Below are 21,605 nucleotides of genomic sequence, written 5' to 3' on the forward strand. Positions count from 1 at the left end.
CCCCGGCGGTCAAGGTTTATCCTTTCTGTCGGGGCTAAAGAGCCAACATTAGGGATTTTTTGTGTTATGTTGTTTTTGAATCTATATAGTTTATAATTTCTTGTCTATTTGATAAATAATCAAACCATTGTGTGTTTTCGTTTCTTTTGAACCAAGTCAGTTGTCTTTTTGAAAAACGTCGGGTGTTCTTTTTTATTTCTTCGATAGCAAAAGGTAAATCCCATTCGCCATCAAAATGACTGAACAGTTCTCGATATCCTACAGTTTGCAAGGCGTTTAACGATTTGTGAGGATATAAATTCAGTGCTTCTTCTACTAAGCCCTGTTGCATCATTATATCGACTCTTAGATTGATTCTGTCGTAGATGATTGCTCTTTCTGCCTCGAGACCTATTAGAATTGGGTTAAAATTTCTATTGTTTTTTTGTTGATTTAAAAATGAAGAATAAGGCTTTTCCGTGCCTACACAAACTTCTACAAAGCGCATCATACGTTGTGGATTGAGTAGTGTTTGAGGGTTTTCATTGCTTATTTTTTCATAATAAATAGGGTCTAAAGCCTTAAGTTGCTTTTGTAAATAGCTTATTCCACCAGTTTCATAATGAGATTGAATAGCCGTTCTTACGTTTGGGTCTATGTCTGGAAAAGCATCAAAACCTTTTAAAACAGCATCTACATATAAGCCAGAGCCTCCAATTAATACCACATAATCATTGGTTTGAAACAATTCGTTGATTTTAGAAAGAGCTTCTTTTTCGTAATCTCCAACGGTATAATTCTCAAAAATGGATTTGTTTTTTATAAAATGATGTTTGGCAGCTTTTAATTCTTCGTTGCTAGGCACGGCTGTTCCTATGGTCATTTCTTTGAAAAATTGTCTGCTGTCGCACGAAATAATTTCGCAATTATAGTGCTGCGCAAGTTGAATACTCAAAGCGGTTTTGCCAATAGCTGTGGGTCCTATGATGGTGATTAAATGTTTCATTTTTTTTAGCCCTGATGGGAATGAAAACCCCGGAGGGATTGGAGTTTGTTTTTCTTGGTAGAAAAGAGCGACCAACGGAAGCTCCTTTTATGCCTTAGAAAAACTACTCTAATCGCGAGGAGTTGCAATGTACAGCAGGAATAGCTCTTTATTAAAAGTGGATAATCTTTAGTGTTTTACTTTTTCGAATTTGACTTTGGATTATATTTTTAGCATCTCGATTGTTTTGCATAGGCACTAAAATATTTTTTAATATTTCTGGATTTGTAATCTGATAATTTAAATCATAAAAAGCATATCCTTTGTAAATTCCGTTTTCAATAAGCACTGCGGAACGCTCGCTGATGTTGCGACCTTTGTCTATTACAATCATATTTTGCGTCTCAAAATCATTTTCTTTGAGGAATTGATGTACCCTTTGATTGTAATCTTCTGGGGTGATTTCTCCTATGCAAGCTCCGTCACATTCTTTTATTCCGTATTGAAAACATTCTTTTTTGGATTGATACAAGCCTGTCAATTTTTGACACAAATGATATTTAGTTGTAATCTTGAACAAGGTGTTTTTGGCTTCCTGCAAAGAAGAAAATGAAGTGATTTCTTTTTTTCTTCCATCGTATTTTTGAATTTTTAGGTTCAAATAGCCATTTTTGTCCTTCTCGGTATAAAGCGCCAATTGAAAAATACTTTTGCGTTGGGCACGGTTTAGTATTGGTTTATTGATTTTTATTTCTTCACTTTCTTTGAGCAACGCAATCAATTCGCTTCCAGTTTCTTCATAAGTTACGGCAAAAACTTCGGTTTGAATTTTTTTACACTTATTGGATTTGCCAGTAAAATGTTGGTTGATTCTTTTTTTTATGTTTCGGCTTTTGCCAATATAAATTAGGTTGCCTTTGTCGTTATGGATGTAATAAATTCCGGTTCTAGAAGGCATACTTTGTACAATATCCAAGAGTTTTGGAGCGATTCCTTTTTCGATTTCGGTTTTGATTAGCTCTTTTATGATTGTTTTTTCGACATCTTTTTCGAGTAATAACTTAAAAAGTTTTACGGTTGCCATAGCGTCTCCACTTGCACGATGTCTATCCGACATTGGAATTCCCAATGCTCGGACTAATTTCCCTAAACTGTGTGAAGGTTGTTCTGGTAATAGTTTTTGAGACAATTCTACGGTACACAGGGTTTTTAGATTGAAATCATACCCTAGTCTGCGAAATTCTGTTCTTAAGATTCTATAGTCAAAACTGGCATTGTGGGCAACCAAGACACAGTCGGATGTAATTTCGATGATGCGTTTGGCTACTTCAAAAAACTTAGGTGCAGAGCGCAGCATAGCATTATTGATGCCCGTAAGCTTAACCACAAACGGTTGAATTGGAATTTCGGGATTGACAAGACTTATAAATTGGTCTACGATTTCGTGACCGTCAAATTTATAAATAGCAATCTCGGTGATTCCTTCTTCGTTAAATTGTCCTCCAGTGGTTTCTATGTCAAGTATTGCGTACAAATTCAGTGTTCAGTTTTCAGTTTATAGTAATCAGTTTATAAATCTTAAATCCTTAATTAGGGACGGTATATATTTATCTTCCGCCAAAGATACTGCTTCCAATTCTAACCATAGTGCTGCCGCATGCTATAGCTAATGGATAATCGCCCGACATTCCCATAGAAATAGTTTTCAGTTCACAGTTTTCGGTTTTTAGTTTTTGTAGGGTATCAAAAATAGCTTTCAAATGTGTAAACTCTTTTTTGATTTGGTTTTGATTATCTGTAAAAGTTGCCATTCCCATTAATCCAACTATTCTAATATTCTTCATCTGATTAAAAGTGGAAGAGTTGAGCAAATTATGTAATTCTACTTCATCTAGACCAAATTTTGATTCTTCTTCGGCGATATACATTTGTAATAAACAATCAATAACTCGGTTGTTTTTTTGAGCTTGTTTATTGATTTCTTCTAATAGTTTTAGACTGTCGACTCCGTGAATCAATTGTACAAATGGAGCCATATATTTTACTTTATTGGTTTGAACGTGCCCAATCATATGCCATTCAATATCCTTGGGCATTTGTTCCCATTTGTCGACCATTTCTTGGATTTTATTTTCTCCAAAAATGCGTTGCCCCGCTGTGTAGGCTTCCATTAAATCGGTTACGGGTTTTGTTTTTGAAACGGCAACAAGCGTAACGTTTTCAGGAAGGGAGTTTTTTATTTTTAGTAAATTTTCAGCTATTGCCATTGCGTTTGTATTAATTCTTTTTTAGAAAGTTTTTTGAATTTAGGAACACAAAGCAAACTTATTAAATTAATACTTGTTTTCATTCATTGGGACTATTCTTCTTTTATGGAAGAGTAAAATTTATTGTTTATTTAACGATTATGCCAAGTACTATTTATGACTTGAAGTTTTTAAGTAAAATAAAACAAGCCCGATAGACTCGGGCTTGCTTGGTATCAATTGTTATGATTATTTAATCGAATTTTGATTTCACTTCTGCTTTTGGCCAGCTGTTGTTAGTAACATCTATGTCAGCAGTTTCTAATTTTGGGTCGATTTGTATTTTTTTAATTGCTTTTGAAGTAGCGTATACTTTTTTGGCAGTGTCATTGTTTTTTCTCCAAATTTGTGCTGGATATTTAAAGTTTTCAGTTGTACCATCTTCATAAGTTAATTCTACTAAAATTGGCATAATCAACCCACCTGGCTTGTTGAATTCTACTTCATAAAAGAATTTAGGAGCATTTAAACTTGCTTTTTCTTCTGCAGTTAGTTTTTCGTTTACATAGTCAGCTAGTAACTTGAATTCTTCAACCTTCAATGCTTTCTTATCAGTTTCTTTTAATTCAGAGTTAGTTCCTTCAACTAAGTAAACAAAAGGTCCTTTTTCTTCACCAAAACGACCTCTACGAACTTTTGCATTTTTTAATTCGGTAGTAGGAGTATCGGTTACATAATATTGCTTTACTTCATTTATTCCTATGTCAACAAAGTCAGTTGAGTAAAACCAACCTCTCCAAAACCAGTCTAAGTCAAATGCAGAAGCATCTTCCATCGTTCTGAAAAAGTCTTCTGGAGTTGGATGTTTAAATTTCCAACGGTTAGCGTAAGTTTTGAATGCGTGGTCAAATAATTCGCGACCCATAACTGTTTCTCTCAAAATATTCAATGCCGTTGCTGGTTTTCCGTAAGCATTATTTCCAAATTGAATAATACTTTCAGAGTTACTCATAATTGGCTCTAAGAATTTTTGGTCTCCACTCATATAAGGAACAATATTTTTTGCTGGCCCTCTTCTAGATGGGAAATTAGTACCTAATTCTTGCTCCGCCATATATTCCATAAAAGAGTTCAATCCTTCATCCATCCATGTCCACTGACGTTCGTCAGAATTAACAATCATTGGGAAGAAGTTGTGTCCTACCTCGTGAACGATTACACCAATCATTCCATTCTTTACTTGTGGACTCGTTACTCCATTTGCGTCTGGACGACCAAAATTCCAACAAATCATTGGGTATTCCATTCCTTGGTCTTCTGCAGAAACAGATACTGCTTTTGGATAAGGATAATCAAAAGTGTGTGATGAATAACTTTTTAAAGTATGAGCAACGGTTCTAGTTGAAGTCTCTCCCCATAATGGATTGGCTTCTTTTGGATATACAGAAGTAGCCATTACAGTTTTTTCACTAAGTTTTACTGCCATTGCATCAAAAATGAATTTTCTAGAAGTGGCAATTCCAAAATCTCTTACGTTTTTGGCGCTAAATTTCCAAGTTTTCTTTTTGGTTGAGAACCCTTTTTCAGCAGCTTCAGCTTCTGCTTGCGTAACGATTACTACTGGATTGTCAAAACTCTTTTTAGCTAGCTCGTAACGTTTCATTTGCTCTGCTGTAAAAACTTCTGCCGGGTTCAATAATTCACCTGTTGCTTCCATCACGTGATCAGCGGGAACAGTAATGTTTACGTCAAAATTTCCAAATGGCAATGCAAATTCTCCGCTTCCCCAAAATTGTTGGTTTTGCCACCCTTCAACGTCATTGTAAACCGCCATTCTTGGATAAAATTGAGCAATTACATACAATTTATTGCCGTCTTTTTCGAAGAATTCATAGCCTGAACGACCTCCGTCTTGTTGGTAATTGTTGATGTTGTACCACCATTTTACAGAAAAAGTGATTTTTTCTCCTGGTTTCATTGGTGTTGGTAAATCAATACGCATCATTGTTTGATTTACGGTATAAGTCATTGGGTTTCCTTTCGCATCTTTTACATACTCTAGCTTAAATCCTCTATCTAAACCTTGTTTTAAATATTCATTAGCAAATTTACTTGGCGCCATAGTTGCCTCAATTCGTTCACTCTCAGCAAGTGGTGATTGAGAGTTTTTTGCGGCTTGATTTTGGTCCATTTGTAACCAAAGGTATTCTAGTTTGTCTGGAGAATTATTGTAATAAGTAATGGTTTCTGCACCACTTAATCTTGAATTTTTATCATCTAATTCGATGTCTATTTTATAATCAGCTTGTTGTTGGTAATAGGCTGGGCCTGGGGCTCCTGCAGCAGTACGAAACATATTAGGTGTAGCCAACAAATCATACATTTGGCTGAACTTATTGGTATCGTATTTACCTTGTTGTTTTGGTGGTGTTGGGGTGGTTTTTTCTTGGGCAAATAGCATTGCCGGAAAGAGTAGGAGTAGGGTAGCTTTTTTCATAAATAAAATAGAAATTTAAGTCCGTGAAAATAGCAATTTTAACGGAACTACTTTCTTTTTATTAGTACTTTAACATTTGTATCTTTGATGAATCGCTAAAGTTTAGGCTATTTTTTGTGCCATTTGCTGTAAAATGCATAATGTTTTGCTGGTCTGAGTTCCAATCCATCAATAAAGAATTCTGAATGTTTAGGTTTTGAATTTTTGCGATTTCTTTAATTGTCAAGTAAGTAACCAGAACATCTTCTTCGACTTCACTTGATATGTAATTTAAAGTTTGGGATTGTCCATTTACTTTTAGAATTAAATTTTCTGAAAAGTATTTTTTTAGCAAAACCAGCTCTTCAGGTTTCTCAGAACCAATTCCAATTGAAGTTTTTTTATGATACTTTTTTTCTAACGCTTTGTTTAAATCATCTAAGAAAATTCTTGAAGTGATTTGTATCCTTTTCTTTTCAGGTACAAATTGAGCTTGAAAAATAGCCACATAAAATTTATGCATTTCAAAGGACGAAAGGCTAATGGTTAAGAAGAATAGTCCGAAGAGTAAAACAGTTTTTTTCATTTTCCAAAAGTAGTTAAACTTTTAAATTCTTTGTTCTTGCTATTCAAAAATTCATTTATCCAAAATAAAACGTTTTGCTTTTAATATTAATGGAGGATTTGTCTTTTTTAAAGTACAAATACGATCAATTTTTCTTTGATTGCTAAAGTTTAGAAATAAAGTCAGTTACAAATCGATTGGCCACTTTGTTTCTATAAGTAATTTTTTATCTTACAAAAAATTGATTTATAAACGAAAAATATTGATCGTGATGAGCTTATAATTTTCCTTCATTGCTATTGAGTTCATTAAAAGTCGAGGCTAATTGAAGCATAGCCACAAGCATTTGGGCTTTGTTATTGGTTTCTATTAACTTGGCAAAGCTTTTGTTTTCAATGCAATAATATTGAAAGGTATTGATTTTGTCAGCTGCAATATGAAATGATTTTGTGTAAAAATCACTAGTAAATAAGCGTCTTAACTTGGCTAGATTGGTTTCTTTTTTCTCTACTTCTAGTTCTTTTTTGAGCATTTCTTTCCTGCCAGAAAGCATATTGATTAATCCTCCTATGCCGCCTGAGTTGGCTTTTAATCTTCTTTCAGCTACAGTATACGATTTTTGATTTTTGGGAATAATTCCAAGATCTCGAGCATTGATATTGGCATATTGATTGATAATTACTTCGTCTAGTTCAATGCCTCTTGGAATCATTTCTATGCTGATAAAGTCTTCACAAAAATCATTGGATTGAATTGTTTTTCGAAAGGCTTCAAAACTTTTGGAAACAAAAAATAATGCATCACCAACTTTTGCTTCAATTTTGAATATTCCATTTTCATCTACTTTTACGCTTTTTTCAGAATTTAAGTTGACCACTTCAATTTCAGTAAAAATACCTGAATGAGCCATGATTTTTCCTTGGATTACCTTTTCCTCTTTTGCCTGACCAAAAATGCATTGTGTGGCTAAGAAAAAAAACAGCGTTTTCGTTTTATTTATTTTCATCTGAAATGATTTGGTTGTAGCGTTCGGCTAGTTTGATAATCAAAAACTCACTCATTGTTTTGTTTTTGGCCTTAATGGAGTTGATAAAACCTTGATCTTCTATACAGAAATACTGAAATCCTTTGATGTAATCTTTGGGAATTTTGAGTTTTTGGGTGTAAAATTCCTCTTCAAAAAGGTATTCTAGTTTTTCTAAAAGTTTTTCTTTTCTTTCTACTAGAATTTCTTTTTTGAGCATTTCGGTTCTTCCAGATAAAGCATTGAAAATTCCATCTAAACTGCCTCGAGTAGCGGTTTGGAGTTTTCTTTCAGCAGGTGTAAAATGTTTGGTTGCTGCGGGTATTCCTAATTTTTCAGCTGAAATTTCGGGTTGACTATTGATAATTACATTTTTTAAAACGATACTTTTTAATGTCATTTCAATTTTTAGCTCTTTATTCGAAAGGTCAGTTTTGGTGACAATCTTAGTTAGAGTTTCAAGATTGACGGCACTAAAAACAATGATATCGCCTTCATTGGCTGGAATTCTGAAATAGCCTTCAATTCTGCTTGTAGTGGCTTGGCGAGTAGTTTCGTTTCTGATGTTTACGCCATCAATAAAATTAGATTCGACTGAAATTCTACCTTGAATTGTTCTTTCGGAAAGTGATTGACCGAAAAGGAATGGTACCCAAAAGAGTGATAGTATCAAAAAAGTAAAATTATTCTTCACTAGACATATTGTTGTTAAAGGTAATTGCTAATTCACTCATTGATAATTCTAATAATTGTTTATTTCCAGATGTTAGATAAGAAACTAAATATTGATTTTCTATACAAAAATATCTAAACGAATTTATATACGTTTTTGGGATTTTTAAATTCATCACATAAAAATCATCTTTATAAAGTGTTTTTAGCCGTTCTAATAAACGTTCTTTTTTCTCAATTTCTAGTTCTTTCTTTAGTCTTTTTGTTCTTCCTGATATTTTATTTATAATTGGGTCCAAGGGTGAAGAGCCACCTAAGAGACTCAAAAGATGTGTGGGTTTAAAGTCTCCTGCGGTTTTTAAGCGTCTTTCAGCTGGAGTGTATTTTTTTTGATTTTCTGGAATTATCCCTATTTTTTCAGCTGTAATTGTATTGGTATTGATAATCACTTCGTTTAAATCTATTGTTTTTGAGCTTAGCGTTACCGATAGCGTAGTGCTTTGATACTCGGTTTTAGTAATTTTTTTTCTTTTTGTTTCTACATTTATTGATGAAAAATGCAAAATATCTCCCAATTGACATTTGATGGTAAAATGCCCATCAGCATCAGAATTTGTTGTTTTATTTGAACTTTCATTTTTGATTAAAACACCTTCAATTCCTTTATTATTTAAAATCACAGTTCCTGATATCATTATTTCCTTTTGCTGCTGCCCCTTGGCAATGTTTAGAATAGCTAATTGAAAAAATAAAGTCAACCAAATTTTCATTCCTACTTTTAAATTGAATTGTGGTAAAAGTATTTCAATAGCTTGCCAAATAATTATTAAGGGGATGGTAAAAATTTGTTAATTAAAAATTGGTTTTTATACCTTTAGCCCATAAAAAAATGAAAATGAGAAAATGTATTATTGCTAGTACGTCTACTTTACATGATGGGGCGTATTTAGAGTATTTATTGGCCGATTTGAAGCACCATTTTGCGACATGTGAAAGCATTTTGTTTATTCCTTATGCACGCCCAAGCGGTATAACGCATGATGAATATACTCTTAAAGTGGCTCAAGCATTTGCTAAAATTGATATTCAAGTAAGAGGAATTCATGAATTTGAGGATCCTAAAAAAGCGATTCAAGAGGCAAAAGGGATTTTTACTGGAGGAGGAAATACGTTTCTTTTAGTGACGCAATTGTACAAAAATGAGTTAATGCAGGTGTTGGCGGAAACGGTAAAGAATGAAACCCCATATTTGGGAACCAGTGCTGGAAGTAATATTTGTGGGCTTAGTATGCAAACTACGAATGATATGCCAATAGTTTATCCACCCAGTTTTCAGACTTTAGGAATAATTCCTTTTAATTTAAATCCACATTATTTGGATCCAATTCCAGATTCTAAGCACATGGGAGAAACACGTGAAACTAGAATTAAAGAATTTCATGCCTTTAATGCAATTCCAGTTTTAGGTTTAAGAGAGGGGAGTTGGCTTGAAGTGAAAGGAGAAACTGTTATTTTAAAAGGAGATTTAAAGGCTCGACTGTTTTTGCAAAATCAAGAACCAAAAGAATTAGAAACGGGTTCAGATTTGAGTGGATTAAAATAAAAAAAGCCGAAACATAAGTTTCGGCTTTTTTAAAGAGCGAAAGACGAGGCTCGAACTCGCGACAACCAGCTTGGAAGGCTGGAGCTCTACCAACTGAGCTACTTTCGCATTAATTTTGAAGCAAAGATAAATAAATTTTATCCTTATTTGCAAATTAAAATTTTAAACTTAATTAAGAACATTGTAAAATTTAATTTACTTAGAGCGAAAGACGAGGCTCGAACTCGCGACAACCAGCTTGGAAGGCTGGAGCTCTACCAACTGAGCTACTTTCGCATTATTGTGGTGCAAATATAGGTAAACATTTCAGTTATTTGCAAATTTTTTTAGCAAAAAATGGGGTAGAAAAAGGATTGATTTTATAATTGATTTAAAACTAATTTGTTATACTTTTGATTTTTTTAAAAAGGATAATGTACACGATAAAAAATATTGAAGCAGAGACTACTTTTCCGGTTAGACATTGCATTCTTAGATCTGGAAAACCACTTTCAAGTTGTTATTTTGAGGGTGACAAGAATGAAGATACTCTTCATTTTGGGTTATTTGAAAAGGGCAAGCTATTAGGTGTTGCTTCTTTTTTTACTCAAAAAAATATTTTTTTTCAACAAGAAAAGCAACTTCAACTAAGAGGGATGGCAATTTTAGATCAGTATCAAAATATAGGTTTGGGTAAAATCTTATTACAATCATGTGAATCGTATTTGCAAGAAAATAAGGTTGAGTTAATTTGGTTCAATGCAAGAGAAAGTGCCATTGGGTTTTATAGAAGTTTAGGATATAACCTTGAAGGTGCTCTTTTTGATATTCCCGATGTTGGTCTGCACGTTATTATGCACAAATCCATTTAATATGAAACACTATTACTTTTTTCTTTTCATATGGTTTGTTTTGAGTTGTCAAAAGAAAACAAGCGATGATTCGGCGCTTTTGATAACAAACAAACCTATCCCCAAAATTCAGGTGGAATCTAATGCTATTGAATTTGATAGTGCATTAGTTTTGTCTTATGAAAATAAAAGATTATTGGAGTTTTATAGAGCATCTGGCTTTAAAACGGTTTGGCAATCTGCTTCAAATCGTAAGCTAATTTTGAAGGCAATTAAAGAATCTGATAAAGAAGGATTGTTTCCAGAAGATTATCATATTCTATCCTTGGATTCTCTTGAAAAAAAGCATGCATTCCTTGAGGAAAAAGATTTAGTTAATTATGATATATTGTTGACGTTAAATACGCAACAGTTTTTGACTCATTTAAAAACAGGCAAATTAAACCCCAATGAACTTTATACTAATTGGGATTTAAAAAAAAATGAATTTGATTGTAATAGTGTTCTTGCAGCGGCATTTACCAAAAATAAATTATCCGAAATAATACATGAATCTAAGCCAAATGCTTTAGTTTATAATCAATTGAAAGAAGCTTTACAGCTACTTGAAGGATATTCTGATGTTGATTTTACGCCAATGGTTTTTACCGAAAAAATAGTGGCCAATGATACAAATGCTAGAGTAATCGATATAAAAAAACGATTGAAGTATTGGAAAGATTTTAGTGGATCTGACAGTTTAACGGCTATTTATGATGCAAAGACAGTTGTTGCTGTAAAACGCTTTCAAGAAAGACATGGATTGGCTCCAGATGGGATAATTGGTGCTGGAACAATTGAAGCGTTCAATTTTTCTAAAGCCAATAGAAAAAAGCAAATTATTGCCAATCTAGAACGCTGGAGGTGGTTTGAAATTTTGTCAGAAGAAGATTATATTATTGTAAATATCCCTGATTATAAATTAGTTGTAGTAGAGAATCAAGATGCTACTATTACTCAAAAAGTGGTAGTTGGAACTAATAAAAGAAAAACACCAGTTCTTACTTCCTATTTACGAACAGTGGTGTTAAATCCGACGTGGACGATACCGCCAACTATATTGAAAGAAGATGTGATGCCAGCTATGAAAAAGAACAGAAATTATCTTTCTAATAAAAATATTTCGATTTATGATAGTCATAATAATGTAGTTGCACCTGAAAATTGGAACTCATCCAAACCTCATAATTATCGTTATGTGCAAGAACCAGGGCCAAATAATACGCTTGGTGAAATGAAGATTTTGTTTCCCAATCATCATAGTATATACTTGCATGATACGAATCATCGAAATTTATTTGGATTAACTAATCGTTCGTTAAGTTCTGGATGCATTCGAGTGGAAAAACCTTTAGTATTGGCTGGGTATTTTTTGAATCATTCCGAAAATTGGTCTAAAGAAAAAATAGATTCAGTTTTGGGTACTAGAAAAACGCATTATATCAAAATCAAAAAAAAATACAACCTTTATATTTGGTATTGGACTGCATGGAGCCAGAAAGGAGAGCTTCAATTTAGAAAAGATGTTTATGATTATGATTTGGCTTTGTATGAAAAATTAAGAAGTTAATTTTTCTATTTCCTCTACTGATTTTCTTGAAGGATGATAAATAAATAAAACCGATTGATTTTTTATTACGTTGATTATAGGCAAGGTTAATTCATTTGGTAAAGCTGGGCAGCCTTGACTTCTTCCTAATCTTTTGTGCTCTTTGATGAAGGAATCAGAAACATAATCTGCACCATGAATTACTACTGCTCTAGAACGGGCGTTACAATTCACTCCTTTTTCTAAACCATCTAGTTTTAGTGACAATCCATGCTTTCCTGTGTATACCTCGCCCGTAATATAAAATCCTAAACTACTTTGAAACGAGGAAGGTTTGTTGGAAAAATTTGTCGCAAATTCCTCACCTGTATTTCTTCCGTGAGCAACTAAAGAATGGAATAAAATAGTATTTGTTGCCAAGTTTATAACCCAAAGTCTTCTCGTGTTTGATGACAAACTAAAATCAATCAAAGTAAGAATTTCTTTTTTGGCCATTCCTTGTTCTTTCAATTTATAGTATCCTTTTAATGCGGCTGCAAAACTTTCATAATGCGGCATGACAAATTGATTTGCATTTAAGTTTTGGTAAACAGAAGTTATCATTACATCAGAAATAGCTGTTAGTTTAGCTATATGTTCAAATTTATTTTTATGCTTTTTACTTTCAATAAAAGAGGAGTTATTACTTGAAAAGAAGCTCAAAAAGAAAAAGGTTATAATGAGGGATAGGTTGTAAATCATTGATTATCTATTTGTTAATACAGGTTTGGGGACGGCTAATATACAATAAAAACATATTCATCAATAAAAAAAGTGTGTTTAATCGATGAAATTTAACACTTCATCGATTAAATTATATTATTGAGATTTAAGAAAAAACACATTCTTTTCTTTTTTTATTTGTTAAATTCCATACATTTACTACAATAAAGTCCCCCAAATGAAAAAAAAGTACCTTTTTATTATTGTTTTGGCGTTGTTTTTTAACCATAATTTATGGTCCCAAAAAAAAGTTTTGATAACGAAATATACTACAGAAAGCATCAATATTGATGGTAAATTTAATGAATCTGCATGGGCAACCGCCGCAATCGCTAATGATTTTGTTATGTTTGAGCCCGATAATGGTAAACCCATCAGTTCAGACAAAAAAACAGAAATAAAAATTATATATGATAATAATGCTATCTACATAGCAGCCACAATGTATGATAATGAGCCAACTAAGATCCAAAGAGAAATTACTAATCGTGATGTTTTTGGGGTTTCGGATCATTTTTCGGTATTTATTAATGGATTTAACGACGGACAACAAGATTTTCGTTTTTTTGTAAGTGCTGCCGGAGTGCAAATGGATTGCTTAGCCACCGAAGATTTTGAAGATTTTTCCTGGGATGCGATTTGGGATAGTAAAGTCGTTCTGACGGATTTTGGTTGGACTGTTGAAATGAAAATACCCTATGCTGCCTTGCGTTTTTCAAATCAAGAAAAGCAAACTTGGGGAATTAATTTCATGCGAGAAATCAAAAGGGATGTTCAAAAATACACTTGGAATTTAGTAGACACCAAAATTGGAGCAGTGATTCCTCAAGCTGGAATATTAGAAGGGATTTCTAATATTGATACGCCAACGCGACTTTTTTTGATTCCTTATTCTTCTATATATAATCAGAAAAATGACATTGGTTCTGAAATGACTTTTAAAGCGGGTTTGGATTTGAAATATGGTATTAATGATTCCTTTACTTTAGACGCTATTTTAGTTCCGGATTTTGGTCAAACCAAATTTGATAATGCCATTCTGATTCTTGAACCTTTTGAACAACAATTTCAAGAAAATCGCCCTTTTTTTACCGAAGGAACTGATTTATTTACAAAAGGAAATTTGTTTTATTCCAGAAGAATTGGACTGGCTCCTACAACCGAGGTCAATCTTAATACAGATGAAGAAATTACCAATTATCCTAATTCAGTTGACTTAATTAATGCTGTAAAAGTTTCGGGTAGAACCCAAAAAGGATTGGGTATTGGTTTTTTGAATGCGGTTACCGAAAAAACATTTGCTACCATAAGAGATACAATCAGCAATTCTGAAAGAAAAGAAGTAATAGAACCTCTTACCAATTATAATGTTTTGGTTTTTGACCAACGTTTTAATCAAAACTCTTCTGTTACTTTTATCAATACGAATACTACACGAAATGGTGGTTTTAGAGATGCCAATGTTTCTGGGCTTTTATTCGATTTAAGTACCAAAGCAAATACGTATAATTTATATGGAGATTTTAAGTACAGTACTATCAATGATGTTCAGGATTATAACGGTTATAAAACCGCAATAAATTTTGCTAAAACTAGTGGGAAATACCGCTATTTGTTTTCAGGTAAATACATTTCTGAAAATTATGACATCAATGATTTGGGTATTATTTTTTATACCAATTACCACGGTTTTTTAGCAAATGGAAGTTATAGAATTGTCAATCCAACCAAAATTTTCAATACTTTTAAAGTGGAACAGGAGGTTAATGCGGAAATCCAAAACACTTCCGGAAAGCTCCAAGAAGCTTGGTATAAAACCGTATTGAAAGGAACTAATTTAAATAATGATTACTTTGAGTTTGCATTTATTGCCAATCCATTAGAAACTTATGATTTTTATGAGCCAAGAGAATACAATCGCTATGTTTTTATTCCCAAAAGAGTATCGTCTTATTTTGGAATAGAAATGAATAGAAATCATCCATTTACTTTTGATTTAACCGTATCTGGAGCGAAATATGATGAACAAGGAAGGTACAATTACGGTTTTTTTGCTAGTCCAAAATACCGCTTTAATGATAGATTCTCTTTGGCTTATGCGGTGGATTATTTGAATAAAAAGAATGATAGGGGGTGGGTTGATTCTACTTCAGATGGAATTATTTTTGCGGAGCGTGATAGAGAATATTTTCAACATGATTTTACTGGAAAATATGCTCTAAATGAAAAGATGACCATAAACTTGACGGCTCGGTATTATTGGTCTTATGCTAGAAATCATGAATTTTTGACTTTACAAAATGATGGAAAGTTAATTACGAATACAACATATAATGAAAATAAAAACCGGAATTTCACTTCTTGGAATTTTGATTTATCCTATAGCTGGTGGTTTGCGCCTGGAAGTCAATTGTCGTTTTTGTATCGCAATTTTGCCCTTGAAAGAACAGATAGTATTGAAAAGGATTTTTCTACTAACTTCAAAAATGTTTGGAATAATAATTTAACTTCTAATATTTCAATTAGCGTTCGCTATTTTATTGATTATAATTCGATTAAAAATAAATTTTAAAATATTTTTTTTGCTTCTGAAAAATGCCTTTAATAATTGTAAAGTTGTAGAAAGATGAATTTGTATTCGATTTTGAAGTAGGGATGATTTTTTGTTAGTTAAACTGTAACAAATGTTTTAGTAGGCAGTCTATTAATGAAATTCAAACGCATTCATCATCAATCAAGCAGATTCTATGAGATTTTTTCTTCTTATCAGTGGACTTTTATTTACTTTTTTTGGCTACAGCCAAAAGAAAAACCTCGAAACAAAGTTTATCACAACTTCCATAGTAATTGATGGTAAAATAAATGAGCAATCTTGGGAACAAGTTGCTTCTGCTACTGATTTTGTGATGTTTCAACCCGATAATGGAAAGCCTGCACTACTCGAAAGAAGAACTGAAATAAAAGTACTTTATGATAATACGGCTATTTACATTGCGGCAAAGATGTATGATAATGAGCCCAATAAGATTTTAAAGGAAATTTCAAAAAGAGATGATTTTGGTACGGCTGACTTTTTTGGAATTTTCATTAATGGTTACAATGACGGGCAACAAAATTTTCAATTCTTTGTCAATGCTGCCGACGGACAAGCCGATTGTTTGGCAACAGATTCCAATGGAGAGGATTATTCATGGGATGCAGTTTGGGATAGTAAAGCAGTGATTACTGATTTTGGTTGGGTAGTTGAAATGAGAATTCCTTATGCAGCATTACGTTTTTCGCCAGAAAAAGTGCAAACTTGGGGTGTTAACTTTTTTAGAGAAATACGAAGAGACCGTCAAAAGTATTCTTGGAACTTCATTGATTCTAAGTTAGGAACCTTTACACAGCAAAATGGAATATTGTCTGGTATAGAAAATATAAAAACACCCACAAGACTTTTTTTATTGCCTTATTCTTCTTTTTATTTGAATGCCAATGACCAACAAAAAACGACTGGAACTTTAAAAGGTGGTTTGGATGTAAAATATGGAATTAATGATGCATTTACGCTTGATGCCATTTTGATCCCTGATTTTGGTCAAACTAAATACGATGATCAGATTTTGAATTTAGGCCCATTTGAACAACAATTCAACGAAAATAGACCTTTTTTTACAGAAGGAACCGACTTGTTTAGCAAAGGAAATTTGTTGTATTCTCGACGAATTGGTGGCGCACCTACTAATTATCCTACCACCGGAACAAATGAAGTAATTACTGATAATCCAGCTAGCGTTAATTTGATTAATGCTTTAAAAGTTTCTGGAAGAACCAAAAATGGTCTTGGTATTGGGGTTTTAAACGCGGTTACCGAAAAAACGACAGCTACCATTACAAATACTGTTACGGGAAATTCTCGTAAAGAAGTAGTTGAGCCTTTAGCGAATTATAATGTTTTGGTTTTTGACCAACGCTTTAGAAAAAATTCTTCAATTGCTTTTGTCAATACTAATGTAACTAGAAATGGCAGTTTTAGAGATGGCAACGTTTCTGCCTTAGTTTGGGATTTAAACACCAAAGCCAATACTTACAACTTATCCGGTGATTTTAAGTATAGTTATGTAAATGAAGATATAATTAAAAAAGGAATCGCTACTCAACTCAATTTTGCTGAAACGTCTGGAAATTATCGTTACAGTTTAGGAGCGGATATGTATACTAAAGATTTTGATAATAATGATTTAGGTATTAATTTTCAAACTAATTATTATAGTTTTTATGGAAATGCTAATTATCGAATTTTGAATCCTACCAAACGTTTCAATGGCTTTCGAGTAAATTATAATAGTTTTTTTCAGTTCAATAAAGAAACAGGAAAAGTACAAGCTAACAATTTAAATATCAATACTAATATTGAAACAAAAAAAAATAATTCGTATGGTTTTGGGATAGTTCTTAATCCATTAGAAAATTTTGATTATTATGAACCACGTCAATCGGGGCGATATGTAGTTATACCAAAATCTTATGGCTTTTGGGCGTATTATTCTCGCAATTATAATTATAAGTTTGCTTTTGATATTAATCCTGAATATTTTCGTTCAGATGAGCCAGGAAGAGATTACATAGGGATTACACTTAGTCCAAGATACCGTTTTACAGATGAATTGGCCATGGTATATGATTTTAGTTATTCCAAAAGTCACAATAACAAAGGATATATTGATAATTTAGCCACTACTTTTGACCCAGCTGGAAATAACACTATTTTGTTTGCTAATCGAGATGTTGTCACTTATGCTCATGTTGTCTCTGGGAAATATTCTATTAACAGTCAGATGAATTTTAACTTATCGCTTCGTCAATATTGGTCGTATGCCGAAAATAAAAACATTCTTTCTTTAACAGATAAAGGACGTTTAGTAGATTATTTGGGTTATAACAAAAACAAAAATTCTAGTTTTTATTCCTGGAATATGGACTTTTCTTATTCATGGTGGTTTGCTCCTGGAAGTCAAGTTTCAATTCTATACCGTAATAGCTCTTCAAATTTTGAACGTGAAATTAATAAAGAATATGGTGATAACATCAGTCGACTTTTAACCAATGAAAAGTTGCAACATACATTCTCAGTTAGTGTTCGTTATTTCATTGATTACAACGAAATCAAAAATCAATTTGTAAAAAGCTAAATCCAATATTTAGCTATTTATTTGTGATTTTTTATCCCCTATAACGATTGAGTTTTTTTGGAGAATTTTGAAACCTTTTTCGGCTTCTAATAATTCTTTATCTTTGATAAAAAAATTATCATGAATAAGAAAGTTATACTTATGATTCTTGATGGATGGGGAAAATCTCCTGATCCTAAAGTATCTGCAATAGACAATGCAAATGTTCCTTTTATAAATAGTCTGTACGACAACTATCCAAGTGCACAGTTAAGAACTGATGGTTTAAACGTTGGTTTACCAGAAGGTCAGATGGGTAATAGTGAGGTAGGTCATATGAACCTTGGTGCGGGAAGAATCGTGTATCAAGATTTGGCTAAAATTAATTTGGCTGTAGCCAATAATACTTTAGCAAAAGAGCCTGTTCTAATTGATGCTTTTACTTATGCCAAAGAAAACAACAAAATAGTACACTTTTTAGGCCTGGTTTCTGATGGAGGAGTGCATTCACATACTTCGCATTTACGCGGTTTGATTACGGCTTCTCAAGAATATGGTTTAGAAAATGTATTTGTTCACGCCTTTACCGATGGTCGTGATGTGGATCCAAAATCAGGAAAACAATACATCCAAGATTTAGAAAATTTCATAGCACCCACTACTGCTAAATTAGCATCTGTTGTTGGTAGATATTATGCTATGGATCGTGATAAAAGATGGGAACGCGTAAAATTAGCCTATGATTTAGTAGTTAATGGAACGGGAAAACATACTCAGAATCCCGTTGCATCTATAGGAGAGAGTTATGATAATAATGTAACCGATGAGTTTATTGATCCTTTAGTAGTGGTTGATGCTACTAATCAACCTTTGGCAACTATTCAGGCTGATGACGTGGTGATCTTTTTTAACTTCAGAACGGATAGAGGCCGAGAGTTAACAGAAGCTCTTTCTCAAAAAGATTTTCATGAGCAAAACATGCATAAACTGCCTTTGTATTATGTTACATTGACGAATTATGATGAAACTTACGAAAATGTAAAAGTGGTCTATAATAAAGATAATATTACTGAGACACTTGGTGAAGTTTTAGAAAAAGCGAATAAAAAACAAATTCGTATTGCAGAAACAGAAAAGTATCCACACGTAACGTTCTTTTTCTCTGGTGGTAGAGAAACTCCATTTGAGGGCGAAACTCGTATCTTGAGGAATTCTCCAAAAGTAGCCACTTATGATTTGAAACCTGAAATGAGCGCATATGAATTGAAAGATGCATTGGTTCCTGAATTGAATAAAGGTGAAGTTGATTTTGTTTGTTTGAATTTCGCAAATGGTGATATGGTTGGTCATACAGGAGTAATGAGTGCTGCTATTCAAGCTTGTGAAGCAGTAGATGCTTGTGTGAAAGAAGTAATCGAAGCAGCTTTGGCAAATGATTACACCACTATCGTAATTGCGGATCACGGAAATTGCGAAACGATGATTAATCCTGATGGTAGTCCAAATACAGCGCACACTACGAATCCAGTGCCAATTATTTTAGTGGACAAAGAATTGAAAAAAATTAATGATGGTGTGTTAGGTGATATTGCTCCAACAATTTTAGAATTGATGGGAATTGAAAAACCTACTGTGATGACAAGTCATTCGTTATTGTAGTCTAAAATCTTATATAAAAATAAACCCCAAAATCATTTGATTTTGGGGTTTGTTATTTTTAGGGAATAAAAAATTACAAAAACATTTTTGAAATTTTTTCAGCTTTTTTGCTCTCACTGTAGTCATAGAATCCTTCTCCTGATTTTACTCCTAATTTTCCAGCACGTACCATATTTACCAATAATGGGCAAGGAGCGTACTTTGGATTTTTGAATCCTTCATACATTACATTTAAAATGGCTAAACACACATCCAAGCCAATAAAATCAGCCAATTGTAATGGTCCCATTGGATGTCCCATACCAAGTTTCATTACCGTGTCTATTTCGTAAACTCCTGCTACTTTATTATACAAAGTTTCAATGGCTTCATTTAGCATAGGCATCAAAATTCGGTTCGCCACGAAACCAGGATAATCGTTTACCTCAACAGGTACTTTTCCTAGTTTTTCAGATAATTTCATGATAATTTCGGTAACCTCATCAGAAGTGTTGTATCCTCTAATGATTTCAACTAATTTCATAATAGGCACCGGATTCATAAAATGCATACCGATAACACGTTCTGGATGACTTACCACAGCTCCAATTTGTGTGATTGAAATTGATGAGGTATTGGTCGCTAAAATGGTGTTGTGAGAACAAACTTCATTCAATTGTTTGAAGATATTCAGTTTTAAATCTACGTTTTCTGTAGCGGCTTCTACCACTAAATCTACACCAACTACTCCGTCTTTGATATCCGTATACGTAATGATATTGGTAATGGTTTTGGCTTTGTCTTCTTCTGTAATGGTGCCTTTGCTTACCATTCGGTCCAAATTGGCAGCGATGGTTGCCATTCCTTTATCTAATGCCTTTTCAGAAACATCAATTAATTTTACTGTAAATCCGCTTTGTGCAAAGGTGTGGGCGATTCCGTTGCCCATAGTACCTGAACCTATAACAGCTATTGTTTTCATAAGATTTTGTTTAAATATAAAAGCTCAAAGTTATAGCAAATAACTTTAAGCTTTATTTTTTTTAATTTTATATATAGGGTTATTTTTTAAAACAATCAATAATTTGATACGCTACTCTAAGCGCTTCTGTTGCTTGTTCTAAGGTGACAACTGGGGTAGTATTGTTGTTAATTGCGTCAGCGAAAGAATTTAATTCGTCTAAGATAGCATTGTTTTGTTCTACCTCTGGATTAGAAAAATAGATTTGTTTTTTTACACCTTCTGCATTTTGTAAAATCATATCGAAATCACCAGGAACTTCTGGAGCATCTTTCATTTTTACTACTTCGCATCTTTTTTCTAAAAAGTCAACAGAGATATACGCGTCTTTTTGAAAAAATCTTGATTTACGCATGTTTTTCATTGAAATTCGGCTAGCTGTTAAATTAGCTACACAACCGTTTTCAAATTCAATTCTTGCATTGGCAATATCTGGAGTTTCGCTAATAACAGATACACCACTAGCGCTTACATTTTTTACTTTGGATTGCACCACACTTAAAATAGCATCGATATCGTGTATCATTAAATCGAGTACAACAGGAACATCTGTTCCTCTAGGATTAAATTCTGCTAGTCGATGGGCTTCAATAAACATAGGGTTTTCAATCATGTTTTTGGTAGCGATAAATGCAGGATTGAATCGTTCTACGTGACCTACTTGTCCTTTGACATTGTTTTCATTGGCTAAAGCGATAATTTCAAGCGCTTCATCAACAGTATTAGAGATAGGTTTTTCTATAAAGACGTGCTTTCCAGACTTGATAGCAACTTTGGCACATTTAAAATGAGAAAGCGTTGGTGTAACAATATCAATGACATCAACAGCATGGATTAGAGTAGCGATAGTTTTGAATTGTTTGTAACCAAATTCTTTTTCGATTTTTTGACCATTTTCTTGATTTTCATCATAAAAACCAACCAACTCGTATTTTTCTGATTGTTGCAACAAACGCAAATGTATTTTTCCTAGATGGCCAGCACCTAATACTCCAATTTTTAGCATAAGAATGTTCTTTCTACAAAAATAGCAATTTAATGAGAAAATCCAATTTTTACAATT

General features: G+C 33.0%; 17 protein-coding genes and 2 tRNA genes. 6 read left to right on the plus strand and 13 right to left on the minus strand.

The window, feature by feature from the left end:
* Positions 1–64: 64 nt before the first annotated feature.
* The 8 genes from miaA to O9307_RS00575 all read right to left on the minus strand — a co-directional run bounded on the left by miaA (position 65) and on the right by O9307_RS00575 (position 8,705).
* Positions 65–985, minus strand: coding sequence for a tRNA (adenosine(37)-N6)-dimethylallyltransferase MiaA (gene miaA, locus O9307_RS00540; RefSeq protein ID WP_298294113.1), 921 nt, complete (start codon positions 983–985; stop codon positions 65–67).
* 151 nt (positions 986–1,136) lie between these two features.
* Positions 1,137–2,498 carry an exonuclease domain-containing protein gene (locus O9307_RS00545; protein ID WP_298294116.1) on the minus strand — a complete coding sequence of 454 codons (1,362 nt, stop codon included), beginning with the start codon at positions 2,496–2,498 and terminating at the stop codon, positions 1,137–1,139.
* 73 nt (positions 2,499–2,571) lie between these two features.
* Positions 2,572–3,231, minus strand: a complete 660-nt coding sequence (locus O9307_RS00550; protein WP_298294119.1) for a YggS family pyridoxal phosphate-dependent enzyme — start codon at positions 3,229–3,231, stop codon at positions 2,572–2,574.
* 232 nt (positions 3,232–3,463) lie between these two features.
* Positions 3,464–5,707, minus strand: coding sequence for a M1 family metallopeptidase (locus O9307_RS00555; protein ID WP_298294122.1), 2,244 nt, complete (start codon positions 5,705–5,707; stop codon positions 3,464–3,466).
* Positions 5,708–5,768: 61 nt separating this feature from the next.
* Positions 5,769–6,272, minus strand: a complete 504-nt coding sequence (locus O9307_RS00560) for a DUF6702 family protein (RefSeq protein ID WP_298294125.1) — start codon at positions 6,270–6,272, stop codon at positions 5,769–5,771.
* Positions 6,273–6,528: 256 nt separating this feature from the next.
* Positions 6,529–7,257 carry a hypothetical protein gene (locus O9307_RS00565; protein ID WP_298294127.1) on the minus strand — a complete coding sequence of 243 codons (729 nt, stop codon included), beginning with the start codon at positions 7,255–7,257 and terminating at the stop codon, positions 6,529–6,531.
* Positions 7,244–7,948, minus strand: a complete 705-nt coding sequence (locus O9307_RS00570) for a hypothetical protein (protein WP_298294130.1) — start codon at positions 7,946–7,948, stop codon at positions 7,244–7,246. Before O9307_RS00570 ends, O9307_RS00565 begins: the two co-directional genes overlap by 14 nt.
* Positions 7,949–7,958: 10 nt before the next feature.
* Positions 7,959–8,705, minus strand: a complete 747-nt coding sequence (locus O9307_RS00575; RefSeq protein ID WP_298294133.1) for a carboxypeptidase-like regulatory domain-containing protein — start codon at positions 8,703–8,705, stop codon at positions 7,959–7,961.
* A 137-nt stretch (positions 8,706–8,842) separates the two neighbouring features.
* Between O9307_RS00575 and pepE the strand changes: the two genes are divergently transcribed.
* A complete protein-coding gene (pepE, locus tag O9307_RS00580) occupies positions 8,843–9,550 on the plus strand; it encodes a dipeptidase PepE (protein WP_298294469.1) in 708 nt (235 codons plus the stop codon).
* Positions 9,551–9,585: 35 nt separating this feature from the next.
* On the opposite strand, the gene O9307_RS00585 is transcribed toward pepE, so the two are convergent.
* Both O9307_RS00585 and O9307_RS00590 read right to left on the minus strand, forming a co-directional pair.
* Positions 9,586–9,658 (minus strand) — tRNA-Gly (locus tag O9307_RS00585).
* Positions 9,659–9,753: 95 nt separating this feature from the next.
* Positions 9,754–9,826, minus strand: a tRNA-Gly gene (locus tag O9307_RS00590).
* A 137-nt stretch (positions 9,827–9,963) separates the two neighbouring features.
* On the opposite strand from O9307_RS00590, the gene O9307_RS00595 reads away from it, so the two are divergent.
* Entirely contained in the window at positions 9,964–10,401 is a 438-nt protein-coding gene (locus tag O9307_RS00595) for a GNAT family N-acetyltransferase (protein WP_298294136.1), read from the plus strand.
* 1 nt (position 10,402) lies between these two features.
* Entirely contained in the window at positions 10,403–11,989 is a 1,587-nt protein-coding gene (locus O9307_RS00600) for a L,D-transpeptidase family protein (RefSeq protein WP_298294139.1), read from the plus strand.
* Here the strand turns inward: O9307_RS00600 and O9307_RS00605 are convergent.
* Positions 11,978–12,709 carry a murein L,D-transpeptidase catalytic domain family protein gene (locus tag O9307_RS00605; protein ID WP_298294142.1) on the minus strand — a complete coding sequence of 244 codons (732 nt, stop codon included), beginning with the start codon at positions 12,707–12,709 and terminating at the stop codon, positions 11,978–11,980. The genes O9307_RS00600 and O9307_RS00605 overlap by 12 nt on opposite strands.
* A gap of 199 nt (positions 12,710–12,908) precedes the next feature.
* Here O9307_RS00605 and O9307_RS00610 point away from each other — a divergent pair, with 199 nt between their 5' ends.
* The 3 genes from O9307_RS00610 (at position 12,909) to gpmI (ending at position 19,542) form a co-directional block, all read left to right on the plus strand.
* Positions 12,909–15,302 (plus strand): DUF5916 domain-containing protein, encoded by a 2,394-nt coding sequence (locus O9307_RS00610; RefSeq protein WP_298294145.1) that lies wholly within the window; start codon positions 12,909–12,911, stop codon positions 15,300–15,302.
* A 175-nt stretch (positions 15,303–15,477) separates the two neighbouring features.
* The gene (locus O9307_RS00615) at positions 15,478–17,904 is read left to right on the plus strand and encodes a DUF5916 domain-containing protein (RefSeq protein WP_298294147.1); all 2,427 of its coding nucleotides are present in this window, start codon (positions 15,478–15,480) and stop codon (positions 17,902–17,904) included.
* Between the two features lie 120 nt (positions 17,905–18,024).
* Positions 18,025–19,542 (plus strand): 2,3-bisphosphoglycerate-independent phosphoglycerate mutase, encoded by a 1,518-nt coding sequence (gene gpmI / locus O9307_RS00620; RefSeq protein WP_298294152.1) that lies wholly within the window; start codon positions 18,025–18,027, stop codon positions 19,540–19,542.
* Positions 19,543–19,615: 73 nt separating this feature from the next.
* Here gpmI and O9307_RS00625 read toward each other — a convergent pair whose 3' ends face one another.
* Positions 19,616–20,503, minus strand: coding sequence for a 3-hydroxybutyryl-CoA dehydrogenase (locus O9307_RS00625; RefSeq protein WP_298294155.1), 888 nt, complete (start codon positions 20,501–20,503; stop codon positions 19,616–19,618).
* Positions 20,504–20,582: 79 nt separating this feature from the next.
* Positions 20,583–21,548, minus strand: coding sequence for a Gfo/Idh/MocA family oxidoreductase (locus tag O9307_RS00630; RefSeq protein ID WP_298294158.1), 966 nt, complete (start codon positions 21,546–21,548; stop codon positions 20,583–20,585).
* Positions 21,549–21,605: the final 57 nt, after the last annotated feature.

The organism is Flavobacterium sp., from assembly GCF_027531905.1.
Lineage (GTDB): Bacteria > Bacteroidota > Bacteroidia > Flavobacteriales > Flavobacteriaceae > Flavobacterium.

Excerpts from the sequence above, each read along its gene's own strand:
- O9307_RS00625 (WP_298294155.1), bottom strand. The coding sequence starts at position 20,503 with ATGAAAACAATAGCTGTTATAGGTTCAGGTACTATGGGCAACGGAATC.
- O9307_RS00550 (WP_298294119.1), bottom strand. The coding sequence starts at position 3,231 with ATGGCAATAGCTGAAAATTTACTAAAAATAAAAAACTCCCTTCCTGAA.
- gpmI (WP_298294152.1), top strand. The coding sequence starts at position 18,025 with ATGAATAAGAAAGTTATACTTATGATTCTTGATGGATGGGGAAAATCT.
- O9307_RS00600 (WP_298294139.1), top strand. The coding sequence starts at position 10,403 with ATGAAACACTATTACTTTTTTCTTTTCATATGGTTTGTTTTGAGTTGT.
- O9307_RS00555 (WP_298294122.1), bottom strand. The coding sequence starts at position 5,707 with ATGAAAAAAGCTACCCTACTCCTACTCTTTCCGGCAATGCTATTTGCC.
- miaA (WP_298294113.1), bottom strand. The coding sequence starts at position 985 with ATGAAACATTTAATCACCATCATAGGACCCACAGCTATTGGCAAAACC.
- O9307_RS00565 (WP_298294127.1), bottom strand. The coding sequence starts at position 7,257 with ATGAAAATAAATAAAACGAAAACGCTGTTTTTTTTCTTAGCCACACAA.
- O9307_RS00560 (WP_298294125.1), bottom strand. The coding sequence starts at position 6,272 with ATGAAAAAAACTGTTTTACTCTTCGGACTATTCTTCTTAACCATTAGC.
- O9307_RS00605 (WP_298294142.1), bottom strand. The coding sequence starts at position 12,709 with ATGATTTACAACCTATCCCTCATTATAACCTTTTTCTTTTTGAGCTTC.
- O9307_RS00615 (WP_298294147.1), top strand. The coding sequence starts at position 15,478 with ATGAGATTTTTTCTTCTTATCAGTGGACTTTTATTTACTTTTTTTGGC.
- O9307_RS00595 (WP_298294136.1), top strand. The coding sequence starts at position 9,964 with ATGTACACGATAAAAAATATTGAAGCAGAGACTACTTTTCCGGTTAGA.
- pepE (WP_298294469.1), top strand. The coding sequence starts at position 8,843 with ATGAGAAAATGTATTATTGCTAGTACGTCTACTTTACATGATGGGGCG.
- O9307_RS00610 (WP_298294145.1), top strand. The coding sequence starts at position 12,909 with ATGAAAAAAAAGTACCTTTTTATTATTGTTTTGGCGTTGTTTTTTAAC.
- O9307_RS00630 (WP_298294158.1), bottom strand. The coding sequence starts at position 21,548 with ATGCTAAAAATTGGAGTATTAGGTGCTGGCCATCTAGGAAAAATACAT.